This is a genomic window from Actinacidiphila cocklensis, assembly GCF_907177275.1.
Lineage (GTDB): Bacteria > Actinomycetota > Actinomycetes > Streptomycetales > Streptomycetaceae > Actinacidiphila > Actinacidiphila cocklensis.
The window spans coordinates 85,228-99,894 of sequence record NZ_CAJSLV010000013.1; the positions used below are offsets into that span (position 1 = coordinate 85,228).

Annotated in this window: 8 protein-coding genes and 1 pseudogene; 6 read left to right on the forward strand and 3 right to left on the reverse strand. The window is 71.4% G+C overall.

Annotation, left to right across the window (positions count from 1 at the left end; genetic code table 11):
- Window positions 1-150 precede the first annotated feature (150 nt).
- A complete protein-coding gene (locus NFU81_RS03205; RefSeq protein WP_251484751.1) occupies window positions 151-2,586 on the forward strand; it encodes a polysaccharide lyase family 4 protein in 2,436 nt (811 codons plus the stop codon).
- Window positions 2,587-2,646: 60 nt separating this feature from the next.
- Here NFU81_RS03205 and NFU81_RS03210 read toward each other — a convergent pair whose 3' ends face one another.
- On the reverse strand, window positions 2,647-3,777 hold the full coding sequence (locus NFU81_RS03210) for a peptidoglycan recognition protein family protein (RefSeq protein ID WP_251484752.1): 1,131 nt from the start codon (window positions 3,775-3,777) through the stop codon (window positions 2,647-2,649).
- A 257-nt stretch (window positions 3,778-4,034) separates the two neighbouring features.
- On the opposite strand from NFU81_RS03210, the gene NFU81_RS03215 reads away from it, so the two are divergent.
- The 3 genes from NFU81_RS03215 to NFU81_RS03225 all read left to right on the forward strand — a co-directional run bounded on the left by NFU81_RS03215 (window position 4,035) and on the right by NFU81_RS03225 (window position 5,841).
- Complete coding sequence (locus NFU81_RS03215; protein WP_251484754.1) at window positions 4,035-4,256, forward strand: DUF6480 family protein; 222 nt, start codon at window positions 4,035-4,037, stop codon at window positions 4,254-4,256.
- Window positions 4,257-4,410: 154 nt separating this feature from the next.
- Entirely contained in the window at window positions 4,411-4,845 is a 435-nt protein-coding gene (locus NFU81_RS03220) for a universal stress protein (protein WP_251484756.1), read from the forward strand.
- 240 nt (window positions 4,846-5,085) lie between these two features.
- Window positions 5,086-5,841 carry a class I SAM-dependent methyltransferase gene (locus NFU81_RS03225; RefSeq protein WP_251484758.1) on the forward strand — a complete coding sequence of 252 codons (756 nt, stop codon included), beginning with the start codon at window positions 5,086-5,088 and terminating at the stop codon, window positions 5,839-5,841.
- Between the two features lie 49 nt (window positions 5,842-5,890).
- On the opposite strand, the gene NFU81_RS03230 is transcribed toward NFU81_RS03225, so the two are convergent.
- Window positions 5,891-6,283, reverse strand: coding sequence for a PPOX class F420-dependent oxidoreductase (locus NFU81_RS03230; protein WP_251484760.1), 393 nt, complete (start codon window positions 6,281-6,283; stop codon window positions 5,891-5,893).
- Between the two features lie 375 nt (window positions 6,284-6,658).
- On the opposite strand from NFU81_RS03230, the pseudogene NFU81_RS03235 reads away from it, so the two are divergent.
- Window positions 6,659-9,001, forward strand: a pseudogene (locus NFU81_RS03235) (GH92 family glycosyl hydrolase); the annotation flags it as partial.
- A 959-nt stretch (window positions 9,002-9,960) separates the two neighbouring features.
- The gene (locus NFU81_RS03240; RefSeq protein ID WP_251484762.1) at window positions 9,961-13,926 is read left to right on the forward strand and encodes a GH92 family glycosyl hydrolase; all 3,966 of its coding nucleotides are present in this window, start codon (window positions 9,961-9,963) and stop codon (window positions 13,924-13,926) included.
- Between the two features lie 70 nt (window positions 13,927-13,996).
- Here the strand turns inward: NFU81_RS03240 and NFU81_RS03245 are convergent, their stop codons facing one another.
- A complete protein-coding gene (locus tag NFU81_RS03245; protein WP_251484763.1) occupies window positions 13,997-14,602 on the reverse strand; it encodes a GOLPH3/VPS74 family protein in 606 nt (201 codons plus the stop codon).
- Window positions 14,603-14,667 lie beyond the last annotated feature (65 nt).

The following is a 14,667-nucleotide window of genomic DNA, read 5'->3' on the forward strand; positions in this document are numbered from 1 at the left end:
CGCCTGAAAGCGCTTGCTACGTTTCAATCGCCGATCCGGCGGTCGTGGCAGAGCCGTGCCCCCGCGCCGCCGTGTGCCCCTACCGGGGTCGACGCCCTGCCGTTCGTGTTCCCCCTGTGTTCCCACTGTCATGCAGCACGAGGAGCCTTGATGTCCTGGCAAGAAAGCCACCTGAGTCGTCGATCCACGCTGGGTCTCATCGGTGCCGGCGCGGCCGCGACCGTCATGGGCGCCGAGGGCACCGCGTCCGCCGAGCCCGCGGCACCCGCCGCGGCGCAGAACGCGGGCCACGGCGCCGGCCACGGCGACGCGGTGACGCTGCTGGTCAACGGCAAGCCGGCGAAGGTCGGCAGCTACGCCTTCCCCGCCGAGGCCGACGAGGTCGTCCTGGACAACGGCCTGGTGCGCTTCACCTTCGGCCGGGACGACGCCGCCGGCGGCGTCGTCACCGGCTGGACGGACACCTCGATCACGGCGACCTCCATCGTGGTGAACGGCACCGAGCTGGCGCACAACCTCAACGGCGTGAACCCCCGCGACCCCGACCGCCAGCACTCCTTCTACGTGGACGCGGGCGGCGGCAAGTCCCGCCTGGTCTGCGGCGAGGTCAAGGTCGTCCGGGTGACCCGCGACCTGGTCGAGGTCGCGTTCGTCGACCTCACCAGCGCACCGCTGCGCCACGAGCACCACCTGATCATGCGCTCCGGCCGGCGCGGCCTGTACGGCTACAACATCCTGACGGCCACCGCGGCGACCGCGATCAACGAGATCCGGATGAACACCCGCTGGGACCGCAGCATCCTCGACCACTGCTACAACTGGGAGCGCGGCAAGGGCCGGCAGCCCACGTACGCCTACCTCGCCACCCAGCAGAGCGTCGGCGACGAGACGTGGCTGGTGGACGGCGTCAACAACCCCGACCTGCCGTCGCCGGAGAGCAACGCGGGCGGGACGGAGCCAGGCGACGTCTACACCAAGTACGACTGGAGCCTGTACCACTACGAGAACCCGATGTTCGGCCACTTCGGCAACGGCTTCGGCGTGTGGTTCACCCCGCTGAGCGGCGTGTCCGACCAGACCCTCGCCGGCTTCTACGGCGTCGGCCCGCAGCGCCAGGACCTGGCCATCCACCAGGACGCGCTGATCCTCAACTACTTCTCGCCCAACCACTACGGCCTGCCCGGCTACAACCTGCCCGAGGGCTACCAGCGGCTGTACGGGCCGTGGTTCACCTACATCACGGTCGGCGACCCGGACCACCCGGACGAGGTCGTCGACGAGGCCGCCCGCGTCGCCCGGCAGGAGATCGAGGAGAACCGGGCGGGATCGGAGTGGGTCAGCGACCCGCTGTACCCGGCGCCCGGGCAGCGCACCACCGTCAGCGGCCGGATACGCATCGCCGACGGCCGCCCCGCGGAGAACCTGTGGGTGCTGCTCAGCACCCAGGACGTGGACGACGTCTACACCATCCACGAGGCCACGCACTTCGTCAGGACCGACGCGAACGGCGCGTTCACCATCCCCGGCGTCCCGCCGGCCTGGCAGCCGGGCACCACCGACGCCGGCACGTACGTCCTCTACGTCTTCGCGGCCGACGGCTCGGTCACCGACCAGTACAAGCAGACCGGCGTCCCGGTGCACGGGCCCGAGCAGAACCTGGGCACGATCACCTGGTCGCCGACCGGGCACTCCACCTTCCTGTGGCAGATCGGCCGGGCCGACCGCACCGGCGGCGAGTACGCGCTCGCCACCGGGTCGCCGGTCAGGCCCAGCCCGCGCGACTACTTCAAGCCGGGCCTGATCCCGCTGGAGCTGTCCTTCACCATCGGCAAGGACTGGGAGCCGGAGGACTGGTACTACGCCCAGGTGGGCTCCGGCATCTGGACGGTGAACTTCCCGCTCGACGCGCCGCTGGACGGCACCGCGTACCTGACGGTGTCCTCGTCCATGCAGTCGGGCAAGCCGCCGGTCGTCACCGTCAACGGCACGGCCGCGGGCGTCACCGGCTCGCTGCCGAACCACAACGACTCCACGATCGGCCGGCAGGCCGACCGCAGCGGCTACCCGCGGCTCGCGGTGCTGACCTTCCCCGCCTCGCTGCTGACCGCGGGTGACAACACCATCACCTTCACCACCGGCGACGGCGGCGCGTCCGGCACCCCGCAGCCCAACCCGCCCTCCGGCGGCTTCGGCTGGGACACCGTCGTCCTGGAGGTCGACGGTGCGCAGCCGGCCAGACCGGCCCGGCTGGCCGGCAAGGTCACCTGCCTGGGCACCTCGCGCGGCCTGAGCACCTGGCGGGTGGAGGTCGCCAACAACGGCTCGGGACCGGCCAACGACGTCCGCCTGGACGCCCTCGACTGGTCGGACGGCCCCAAGGGCGGGGACCGGCCCGCGGTCGTCGGCGCCGACCCGAACAGCTTCCCGGTCCCGGTGGCCGCCACGATCCCGCCCGGCGGGTCGGCGACGGTGACCGTGACCACGCAACTCAGCCGGCCGCCCGGCGGCTCGGGCGCGCTGGAGTTCGGCGTCACCGCCGACGGCGGACGCACCCGCACCACGGCCGCCGGCCGCCCGGGTCGCTGAGCGCACCCGGGTCCGCCCGTCCGGCGACGTGCCGGACGGGCGGACCCGCGGCGCCGGGCCTCAGCGGCAGAAGGCCTCCCGCACCGAACCGCCGACCACGGCGCACCAGGTGCTCAGGTCGACCTTGCCGTTCGGGGTGAGGCCGTGCAGGTGCTGCATCGACTGGACGGCCTTCATCGTCGGGTGGTCGTACTCCCCGCTGGCCGTCACCTCCGAGTAGCCCTTGCGGGCGAGCATGAACTGCAGGGCGGTGACCGGCAGTCCACTCGCGTCCTTGTCCAGCGGCGGGGCGAGGGCCTCCCAGGTGGCGGTGTCGAAGGTGGCGTCCGCGGTCACCGGGATGCCGCGGGTGGTCTGGAAGTCGGCGAGCGCGGCGTTCATGTCGTAGCCGAACACGCCGTTCGCCGTGAGCGCGTACCCGGCGTTGTCGAGCAGGTACTGCCCGACCTGCACGACCGGGCTGTCGACGAAGCGCCAGATGTCCGGCCAGCGCCGGTCGGGCGCCGCCTTCGGGTCGACGCCCAGCTCGTGCAGCACCCGGGTGCGGATCATCGGGAACTGTGCGTAGAAGGCGATGCCCGGACAGTCGGTGATCCGGAAGTCCCAGTGGCCGAAGATGTCCCAGGCGTTCAGGTCGAACTTGCGGCACACCGCCACGCACAGCTGCACGAGCGAGTCGAGCAGCGCCTCGGGCGGCGTCTCGGTGATGTACGTGCCCTCGTTCTCGATGCCGATGGCGTTGCCGTTCTCGCCGGGGCAGTGCGCCGACACGACCTGGTGCTCGCCCGCCACCAGGGTCTCCAGGCTGCGGTGCCGGCCCTCCATGACGTAGCCGCCCCGGCTGACGGTGAAGTGCTGGCCGGTGTCCGCCCAGCCGTTGCCGTCCATGTGCAGGTCCTGGCAGTCCTTGGCGAGCTGCACGGCGTGCTCGCGGGAGTAGTCCGTGACGTTGGGGAACGCCATGTGGTGCAGGATGATCTTGTTCGTCGTGTTGCCGGTGATCTGGATCGGGCTGGACGGCGGCCGGGCGCCCCAGGTGTCGCAGTCGATGATCCAGGGGAACTCGGCCGAGGGGGCTGCCTCGGCGGCACCGGAGAAGGTGAGTTCGGTGCCGACAACCGCGGCGACCGCGGTTCCCAGTCCGACCCTGAACAGCGTTCGGCGATCCACCTCGTGCTCGTGCAAGGCCATGCATACTCCGCAGTGGACAGTGGGCGGCAGCCTTCCGGCTGCCGATGACCTCCGGAGAATATGGAGCCTGCTGACGCCCAGCCAGGAACTTCTCAAGATTGGGGTCCCCTTGCGGGGAAGATCCCCTTTGCGGCCCCGCCTCCGTGCTCCGTTTGTCCGCGCATCGCCGCTGTCGTAATGGGTAGCCGAGGTGCGTACGGACTTTCCCTGTGCACCACCGGAGGGCCACCATGGCGGTCACCCACCCCCTACAGCCAGTGAACCCCCACCTGCCCGACGAGGGGCTGAGCGTGCCGGAGGACGCGGTGCCGAAGGCCGGGCGCACCTCGCCGGCCGAGTCGGGGGTCTCCTCGCTCGACGGGCCGGAACGCGGTCCGCTCAGCCGCGGTTGGAGTACGGCGCCGATCGTCGCCATCATGCTCGTCGTGGCGGTCTTCGCCGCGGGAGCGCTCGGGATGGCGATCGAACTCATGCTGTGACGCCGCGGTGACCTCCTGTCGCGAGGGGCGCCCCGCCGGCCTGGCGGACGTGGCGCCCGTCACGCCTGACCTGGGAATTGATCAGGTCGTCCGGCGGCTGTCCAAGGCGCGGGCCGCGGACCCTGGGGCCCCCTCGGACAAGGAAGTTGATCGCATGTACAAGAACATCCTGGCCGCCGTCGACGGTACGTCCCACGGCGCGGGGGTGCTGGACACCGTGGCCTCGCTCGCCGGACTCACCGGGGCGGCCGTGCACGTCATCCACATCAGGCCCGCCCAGGTCATCACCGACGGCATCTCCGGCGGCGTCTTCGCCACGGAGGAGGCAGCCGAGGGCCGCCAGGTCGTGGAGGAGGCCCTCGCACAGCTGCGGGCCGCCGGGGTGACCGCGGAGGGCGAGGTCGACGAGGGCCTGCGCGAGGACCTGGCCGGCATCCTGGTCGACCGCGCCGAGGCCCTCGGCAGCGACCTCATCGCCGTCGGCCCCGGCCACTACAGCGGGATCTCCGCCCTGCTCCACAGCAGCGTCAGCCGCGGTGTCGCCAAGTCCGCGCCGGTCTCGGTCCTGCTGGTCCGCGCCGAGGCCTGACCCCCGCGGGGGCGCAGGCGCGGCAACCGCGCGAAATAGTCAGCCGTCCGCGGCCGGGAAGGGTCCTCTCCCGGCCGCGGACGGGTGCCTGGGCGGGCGCGGGGCCGGGTGCCGGAGCAGTTCCCTCCCCGGCTCCCGCGGGGGCCGCAGCGCCCCGCCCAGTGCGTCGGCTCATGCCGTCTGACCTGGTACGTCACTCCCGTCGACCCTAGGATCTGCTGCGGTCGAAAGGGGGGCCGGATGGACCGGACCGTACGCACCGTCGAAGACCTGCTCGCACTCCTGGACGGGCTCTTCAGCTCGGAACCCGAGGCGGCCGGCCGGCCGGCGACCGGCGACGGGAAGGACTTCTGGGACGGCTTCTACGCCGACCGGTCGAGTCCTGTCCCCTTCTTCGCGGCGAAGCCGGACGAGAACCTGGCCGCCTACCTCGACCGGGGCCTGATCGCTCCCGGCCGGGCACTGGACCTGGGCTGCGGGCCGGGCCGCAACGCCCTGTTCCTGGCCTCGCACGGCTTCGAGGTGGACGCCGTCGACCTCTCTCCCGTGGCCGTCGCCTGGGCCGAGGACCGTGCCCGCGAGGCCGGAGCCGGGGTCCGCTTCCTGTGCGGCGACGCCTTCGCCCTGCCCGCCGCCGAGTTGAGCGGTCCGTACGACCTGGTCGTCGACTCGGGATGCTTCCACCACCTCGCGCCGCACCGCCGCGTCAGCTACCTGGCCCTCCTCGACCGGGTGCTGGCCCCCGGCGGCCGGCTGGCACTCACCAGCTTCGCCGCAGGCGAGAGCGGGATGGGGTCGCAGACGGCCGACGCGGACCTCTACCGGGCACGCGAACTGCGCGGCGGCCTCGCCTACACGCCCGAGTCGCTGCGCTGGATCTTCTCCGACCTGGCAGAGGTCGAACTGCGCCGCATGCGCCAGGAACCGCCCGAGTCGGCGCTCTTCGGCGTGCCGTTCATGTGGACGGCACTGTTCCGCCGAGAGGCGGCGGCTTAGCGCCCGGGGGCGACGGACCGGCGGCCCGGCCGCCGGTCCGCCGCCCGGATCACGCGCTGCGTACGGTCAGGACGTAGTGCAGCGTCTTCCAGTGCTTCCTGCGGTGCATGAAGGGGACCAGGAAGCCGTGCAGGAAGCGGTACTTGTGCGCCAGGGCCTGCGCGGCCCGGGTGGCGTCCGGGCCCTCGAGCAGGGTGGCGGTGGCGTGCATCGCCTCGCCCGTCGGCTTGCCCCGCGAGGTGGAGGGGGCGATCTCGACGTCCGGGTTGTTGCGCAGCCGCTTGGGCTTCCAGGCCGCGTCGTAGGTCCTGAAGAAGGCGTGGTCCCCCTCGACGGCGATGCTCACGGGGGTGCCGACGGGAGTGCCGTCCCGCTTGTACGTGGTGAGCAGGACCGTCTTCTGTCTGGTGAACCGCTCGAACGGGGAGGGTGCGCTCGTCATCGGATGTCTCCGGTCTTCGTGGGCCCGCGGGTGCGGGCCCGATGAGAGCACGACGAAACACACGGCCCCGTTCGTGACATGCCGGTGCCGCACATTCCGCCACTTGAACCGATTCACCCCCGCGGATCTTCGCGCCGCCTGCTTCCGGCGTCCCGTAGTGCCGTCCTGACCTGCGGTGATTGACGTACCGCCAACTCCTGGACCGGCCCGAATGGCCGGCCCGCCGAGATTGATTCGCGCTACATCATTGACGCTGCCGGGTACGGAGTACAGGATTCCTCACGGCTCACTCGTGTGGCCGGCACCTCTTGCCCTCTGGCGCGACAGGTGTACCTGACCCTCTGACAACGTTGTCAGAGGGGGAGAGAGGACGGTATGGCTCCAAGAACGCAGCGCCTGCGCACCGCCGCGGCGGCCACGGCCACGGTGCTCCTCGCCGCGGGGGCGGCGATGCTGCCGGCCCAGCCCGCGGGCGCGGCCGGCGGCGCGGCTAGCGGCGACCTGACCCACCTGGTCGACTCCTTCATCGGCACCCAGAACGACGGCAACACCTACCCCGGCGCCGCGGTGCCGTTCGGCATGGTGCAGCTCTCGCCCGACACCGGGCACAACACGGGCTACGACTACAACCAGGACCACATCCGCGGCTTCAGCGCCGTCCACCTGTCGGGTGTCGGCTGCGGTCTCGGCGGCGACCTGCCCGTCCTGCCGACGACCGGCGCGGTCACCGCGACCGACGACGCGCAGTACGCGGCCCCGTTCAGCCACGCCGGCGAGAGCGCGTCACCCGGGTACTACAAGGTGGCGCTCGGCACCGGCATCACCGCGGAGCTCAGCGCCACCGACCGCACCGGCTGGCAGCGCTACACCTTCCCGGCCACCGACCAGGCCAACGTGCTGCTCAACTCCGGCCAGGCGCTGCACAAGGTCACCTCCAGCACCGTCACCGTGCTGGACGACCGCACCGTCGTCACCGCCATCACCGGCAGCGGCTTCTGCCAGGACACCCGGCCGTACACGGTGTACACCGAGACCCGCTTCGACCGCCCGTTCGCCTCGTACGGCACCTGGAAGGGCGCCGACGTCACCGCGGGCAGCCGCAGCTCCACCTCCACCGGGCTCGGCGGCGCCTACGTCCGCTTCGACACCACGCAGGACCGCAGCGTCACCGCGGTGACCTCGCTGTCCTGGGTGGACGCCCGCGGCGCCGCGGCGAACCTCGCCGCCGAGGGCCGCGGCACCTTCGATGCGACCGCGGCCGCGGCCAAGCAGGCCTGGCAGGACCGGCTTTCCGGGATACGCGTCCAGGGCGGCACCGACGAGCAGCAGCGCACCTTCTACTCCTCGCTCTACCGCTCCTTCCTCGCGCCGAACATCGGCAGTGACGTCGACGGCCGCTACACCGGCTGGGACGACAAGGTGCACGCCGGCGACGGCTCGACGTACTACCAGAACTGGTCGCTGTGGGACACCTACCGCACCCAGCAGCAACTGCTGTCGCTGCTGGCGCCGCGCGAGTCCCGCGACATGGCGCTGTCGCTGCTGCGGGTCGCGCAGCAGAGCGGCAGCCTGCCGCGCTGGGGCTACGCCACCGTCGAGACCAACATCATGACCGGTGACCCGGTCACCCCGTTCCTGGTCGACGCCTACCGCCAGGGCCTGCTCAAGGGCCATGAGGAGGAGGCCTACCGGGCGCTGAAGAAGCACGCCGACACCATCCCGCCGGCGTCCTCGCCCGCGGCCGGGCGGCAGGCCGACGCAGAGTACCTGGCCGGCGGCTACGTGCCCTACGACCCCTCGCACCCGGGCAAGCCCGGCGACAACGACTACCAGCACGGCCCCTCCGCGACGCTGGAGTACGCGCTGGCCGACGCCGCACTCGGCGGGATGGCCCGCGACCTCGGCCACACCGCCGACGCGCGGCGCTACCTGGCCAGGGGCCAGAACTACCGCAACATCCTCGACCCGCGCACCGGCTTCTTCCGCGCCCGGGACACCGACGGCGGCTTCGTCGGATCCGCGGACCCGGCCGCGAGCACCGGCTTCCACGAGGGCACCGCCTGGCAGTACATGTGGCTGGTCCCGCAGGACGTGCCGGGCCTGGTCGGCCTGATCGGCAGCACGCAGGCCGCCAACGACCGGCTCGACTCCTTCTTCGCCTACGACCAGCTGGTCAAGGACCCCGCGGGCACCGCCCGCAACGTGTGGGTCAACGGCCCGTACTCGTACTACAACCAGGACAAGTACAACCCGCAGAACGAGCCCGACCTCAGCGCCCCCTACACCTACCTGTCGACCGGTCAGCCGTGGAAGACCACCGACGTGGTGCACGCCGCGCTGACCCTCTTCACCGACGCGCCCAACGGCGTCACCGGCAACGACGACCTGGGCACCATGTCCGCCTGGCAGGTGCTCTCCGCGATCGGCGTCTACCCGATGACGCCGGGCACCGACCTGTGGGGGCTGTCCACGCCGCTGTTCAGCCGCGTCGACGTCACCCTCGACCGGCGGTACTACCCGCACGGCAAGCTCACCGTCACCGCCCCCGGCAGCTCCGACACCGACCGCTACATCCAGTCCGCCCGGCTCGGCGGCAGCAAGCTGACCCACACCTACGTCAGCACCGCCGACATCAGGGACGGCAGGGACATCGCGCTCACCGTCGGCAGCTCGCCCTCGGCGTGGGGCACCGCACCCGCCGACGCCCCGCCCGCCCTCGACCCCGCGGCCGACACCCAGCGGCGGACCGCCGCCTCGGTGTCGCCCTCGCCGGTCGGCGTCCTCGGCGGCGGCACCGCCGCCGACGTGACCGTCTCCGCCGTCCTGACCGCGCCGGGCGACGCCTCCGGCACCGTCACGGTGACCGCGCCGGCCCCGCTGACCGCGGACCCGCAGCACAGCAGCTTCACCGTCACCTCGGACACGCTGCCCGCCACCCACGAGGTGCCGGTGCACATCACCGCACCCGCGGGCACCCCCGACGGCACCTACCCGGTCACCGTCCAGGTCGCCCAGGTGAACGGCCCCACCGTCACCAGGACCGTGCAGGTGTCGGTGACGACGGCGACCTGCGAGGGCCCGACCGGCTCCTGCCCGCAGGACCTGTCGGCGCAGTACACGGTGGACGGCGTGGGAACGGCCGGCAGCACCGGTGCGGACTTCGACGGTACGGGCACCAGCTTCCCCGCCGAGCAACTGCCCGCGCCGGGAACGGGCGTACTGGACGGGCACGCCTACAGCTTCCCCGACACCACGGGCAGCGCGGCCAACTTCGCCCCCGCCCACGGCCAGACCGTGCCGCTGGTGCCGCGCGCCTACTCCGCGCTCGACGTGCTGCTCACCGCGCACCACGGCGACGTGACGGGCGCCGCCACCGTGCACTACTCCGACGGCACTTCCGCGCCGGTGACCCTGACCGCCACCGACTGGGCTTCGGGCAGCCCCCGGCTCGGCGAGGACACCGCGATCCACGCCGACACCCGCTACGACAAGGCGGGCGCCCCCGACGGCGTCGGCGTCAACATCTGGCACCTCACCGTCCCGCTGGACCGCACCAGGACCGCGGTCTCCCTCACTCTTCCCGACGACACCCGGCTGGCGCTGTACGCGGTCAGCGGGCGTGATGCATGAGGCATTCCGAGCAACAACCCGGAGCCGCAAGGAGAAAGGCAACACCCATGAGACGTGGCCCAATGCGCCGCACCCTCACCAAGACCGCGCTGGCAGGTGCGGTCTCGATGGCCCTGATCGTGCCCGTGTCCGCGCTCGCGCACGCGGACACGGCCAAGCAGGGCGACGGCGCACCCGCCTTCACGACGTCCTTCGAGTCCGGTGACCTGCAGCCGACCTGGACCGACACCGCGGAGACCGACGCCAAGGGCGCCCCGGACGTCTCCGGCGTGACCGCGGGCACCCTGCCCGTGCTGCCCGGCAGCGTCAAGGACAAGATCGCCGAGGTCACGGCCAGTTCGGACAACCCGCCGAACGAGGTCGCCAAGAACACCGCCGACGAGGACGCCAACACCAAGTGGCTCACCTTCGCGAGCACCGGCTGGGTGCAGTACAAGCTGTCCGAGGACGTGACGGTCAAGAAGTACGCGCTCACCTCCGCGAACGACTCCCCGGAGCGCGACCCGAAGGACTTCACCCTCCAGGGCTCCGCCAACGGCACCGACTGGACCACCGTCGACACCCGTAGCGGCGTGAAGTTCAGCGGCCGGTTCAAGAGCAACGTCTACGACGTCGCCAACCCTGCCGCGTTCCGTTACTACCGGCTGAACGTCACGGCGAACACCAGCGGCGACATCGTCCAGCTCGCCGACCTGATCCTGTCCGACGGCTCCGCGCCGCCGCCGCCGGTGTCGGGCATGACCAGCTCGATCGGCGCCGGCCCCTCCTCGGGTCCGAACGTCAAGTCGAGCGTCGGCTTCAGCGGCCTGAAGGCACTGGAGTACGCGGGCAGCCACACCCAGTCCGGCGCCGTGCACGCCTGGAACAAGCTCTACGACGTGCACATCCCGGTGCGCCCCGACACGCGGCTCTCGTACGACATCTTCCCCGAGCTGACCGGCGGGGACCTGAAGTACCCGAGCACGTACGCCTCGATCGACCTGCACTTCACCGACGGCAGCTACCTCAGCAAGCTGCGGACCCCGGCGCAGGACCAGTACGGCGTCACGCTCAGCCCGAACGGCCAGGGCGCGGGCAAGATCCTCTACGCCTCGCAGTGGAACGCCGTCGCCTCGGCCATCGGCAAGGTGGCCGCGGGCAAGACGATCGACCGCATCCTGCTCGGCTACGACAACCCGGCCGGCAGCGCGGAGGCGGGCGCGAACACCCAGTTCAAGGGGTGGGTCGACGACCTCACCATCGGTGCGGCCCCGGCCCGCGACACCTCGGCGACCTACGCCGAGCACGTCGACACCCGGCGCGGCACCAACGCCTCGGGCTCCTTCTCGCGCGGCAACAACCTGCCGCTGACGGCCGTCCCGAACGGCTTCAACTTCTTCACGCCGGTCACCGACGCGGGCTCGACCGGCTGGGAGTACAGCTACGCCGCGCAGAACAACGCCGACAACCTGCCGACGCTGCAGGCGCTCGGCATCAGCCACGAGCCCAGCCCGTGGATGGGGGACCGCGACACCTTCCAGGTGATGCCGTCCGCGGCCTCCGGCACCCCGGACCTGAACCGCAGCAAGCGGGCGCTGGCCTTCGACCACAAGGACGAGGTGGCGCAGCCGCACTACTACGGGGTCACGTTCAAGAACGGCATCAAGGCCGAGATCGCGCCCACCGACCACGCCGCCGAGTTCCGCTTCACCTTCCCCGGCGACAACGGTGACCTGCTGTTCGACAACGTCAACAACAACGGCGGCCTGACCTTCGACGCCGCCGCGGGCACCCTGGACGGCTACTCCGACGTCAACATCGGCGGCGGCGAGGCCGCGACCCGGATGTACGTGCACGGCGAGTTCGACCGGGCACCGGGCACGGCCACCAAGGTCACCGGGCAGGGCCGCGACAACGTCACCGGATACGCCCAGTTCGACACCTCGGGCGACAAGACGGTGACGATGCGGATCGCCACCTCGTTCATCGGCATCGACCAGGCGAAGAAGAACCTGGACCTGGAGATCCCGAAGGGCACCTCCTTCGACGCCGTCAAGGACAGCGCCGAGCACCAGTGGAACGCCAAGCTGGGCAAGGTCGAGGTCCAGGGCGCCAGCGACGACCAGCTCACCACGCTGTACTCGAACCTGTACCGGATGAACCTGTACCCCAACTCCGGTGCGGAGAACACCGGGACGGCCGAGGCACCGGCGTACAAGTACGCCAGCCCGTTCTCCAAGGCCACCGGCGCCAGCACGCCCACCCAGACCGGCGCGAAGATCGTGGACGGCAAGGTCTACGTCAACAACGGCTTCTGGGACACCTACCGCAGCGAGTGGCCCGCCTACTCCCTGCTGGAGTCCAAGACCGCCGGTGAACTCGCCGACGGCTTCGTGCAGCAGTACAAGGACGGCGGCTGGACCGCCCGCTGGTCCTCGCCGGGCTACGCCGACCTGATGACCGGCACCAGCTCGGATGTGGCCTTCGCCGACGCCTTCGCCAAGGGCGTCGACAACTTCGACGCCAAGGCGGCCTACGAGGCGGCCGTGAAGAACGCCACCGTCTTCCCGACGGCCGGCGGCGTCGGCCGCAAGGGCCTGGACACCTCGGTGTTCAACGGCTACACCAACACCTCGGTGGACGGCAGCGTCTCGTGGACGCTGGACGGCTACATCAACGACTACGGCATCGGCATGATGGCCGCCAAGCTCGCCAAGGCCCCGCACACCTCCAAGGCCGACCGCGAGCGCTACCAGGAGGAGTCGGCGTACTTCCTGGGCCGCGCCCAGAACTACACCACGGTCTTCAACTCGGGCGTCGGCTTCTTCGAGGGCCGCAAGGCCGACGGCTCCTGGCGGGTCACCGACAGCGCCTTCGACCCGCAGCAGTGGGGCAACGAGTACACCGAGACCAACGCCTGGAACTACGCCTTCACCGTCCCGCAGGACCCGAACGGCCTCGCCGCGCTCTACGGCGGCCAGAAGGGCCTGGAGAAGAAGCTCGACGCGTTCTTCGGCACCCAGGAGACCGCTGACGGCGACGCCGGCGGCTACGGCGGCACCATCCACGAGATGCTGGAGGCCAGGGACGTCCGGATGGGCGAACTCGGCATGAGCAACCAGCCGTCGTTCGGCATCCCGTACATGTACGACTACGCGGGCGCCCCGGCCAAGACCCAGGCCGCCGTCCGGCAGATCCAGCAGCGGCTGTTCACCGGCAGCTCCATCGGCCAGGGCTTCCCCGGCGACGAGGACAACGGCGCCACCGCCACCTGGCAGGTCTTCAGCGCGCTGGGCTTCTACCCGCTGCAGGTCGGCAACGACAACTACGTGATCGGCTCCCCGCTGTTCACCAAGGCCACCGTCCACCTGGACAACGGCCGCAGCATCGTCGTCAACGCGCCGAACAACAGCGGCAAGAACGTCTACGTGCAGTCGCTGAAGGTCAACGGCGAGCCGTGGAACAAGGTGTACCTGACGCAGAGCCAGCTGGAGTCGGGTGCACGGCTGGACTTCACCATGGGCGACAAGCCGTCCGCGTGGGGCTCCGGCAAGAACGCGCTGCCGCCGTCGCTCACCAAGGCCGGCGACATGCCGAAGCCGCTGGCGGACCTGACCGGTGCCGACCAGGGCACCGCGGCGGCCGGCGACGGCACCGACGTGGCCAAGCTCTTCGACAACACCTCGAAGACCGCGGTCACCCTCCCGGCCGCCGACCCGACGGTGCAGTACACCTTCACCGGTGACGCGGCAGGCGATTCCGGGCCGAAGGCCACCTTCTACACGCTCACCTCGGGCAGCACCGCCGCCGCCCAGGACCCGAAGAGCTGGCAGCTCCAGGGCTCCGGCGACGGTGTGCACTGGAAGACCCTCGACACCCGGAGCGACCAGGTCTTCACCGACCGGCTGCAGACCCGCCCGTTCGAGATCGCGCACCCCGGTGCGTACACCTCCTACCGGCTGGTGGTGACCGGCAACAACGGCGCCCAGGACGCCACCTCGCTGGCAGAGGTGGAGCTGCTGGCCCAGGGCTGACGCCGCGCACGAGACGCGGGACCCCGCCGCCCCGACCGGGCGGCGGGGTCCCGCCGTGCGTGCCCGCGCGCTACTCGCCGCGCCAGACGTTGTCGAAGGCCGCCTGCTCGATGTCCCGCCGCTGCCTGACCGCGTCCAGCTCCATCACCGCGTCGCCGACCGTCGCCAGCACCGTCACGACCGCCTCGTCGCCGACCGCGGGGACCGGCTCCTGCGACTCGGCGTGCAGGCCCAGGGCCGCCGCGAGAGCCGCCAGGACCGGCTCGCGCGCCTGCCAGCGCGCGGCGGCGCGGCGGCGGGCCGCGGAGTCGGCCAGCTCTGCGGGACCCGGCCGGCCCGGCAGCAGCCTCCGGTGCTTGCGGGTGACCTGCCCCTGGGACTCCAGCTCGGCCAGATACGCCGCCGACAGCGCGCGGCCCCTGCGCCACAGCCAGTCCTCGACCGACTCGTACGGCAGCTGCCGCACCAGCGCCGCCGCGGCCTCGGCCAGCAGCCGGTCGCCCGGCGTCCGCCCCACCTCCGGCACCAGGAAGTCGCCGTCCAGCGTGACCAGGCCCTCGCCGAGCAGGTCGACCAGCTCGGCGCCCGCCAGGACGAGGGAGAGGTCGCCCGTCTCCACCGGCCTGCTCGACTCCACGTCCATGGCGACGATCAGCAGATCCTGCGGTGTGGTCATGAGCGGCTCCCGATCAGGAGTGCCGGCGCGGAACGGTCGTCCGCCCGCGCGCGGCACGCACGTGC

Coding starts and splice junctions, on each gene's coding strand:
- NFU81_RS03205 (WP_251484751.1), top strand. CDS start 151: ATGTCCTGGCAAGAAAGCCACCTGAGTCGTCGATCCACGCTGGGTCTC.
- NFU81_RS03210 (WP_251484752.1), bottom strand. CDS start 3,777: ATGGCCTTGCACGAGCACGAGGTGGATCGCCGAACGCTGTTCAGGGTC.
- NFU81_RS03220 (WP_251484756.1), top strand. CDS start 4,411: ATGTACAAGAACATCCTGGCCGCCGTCGACGGTACGTCCCACGGCGCG.
- NFU81_RS03225 (WP_251484758.1), top strand. CDS start 5,086: ATGGACCGGACCGTACGCACCGTCGAAGACCTGCTCGCACTCCTGGAC.
- NFU81_RS03230 (WP_251484760.1), bottom strand. CDS start 6,283: ATGACGAGCGCACCCTCCCCGTTCGAGCGGTTCACCAGACAGAAGACG.
- NFU81_RS03240 (WP_251484762.1), top strand. CDS start 9,961: ATGAGACGTGGCCCAATGCGCCGCACCCTCACCAAGACCGCGCTGGCA.
- NFU81_RS03245 (WP_251484763.1), bottom strand. CDS start 14,602: ATGACCACACCGCAGGATCTGCTGATCGTCGCCATGGACGTGGAGTCG.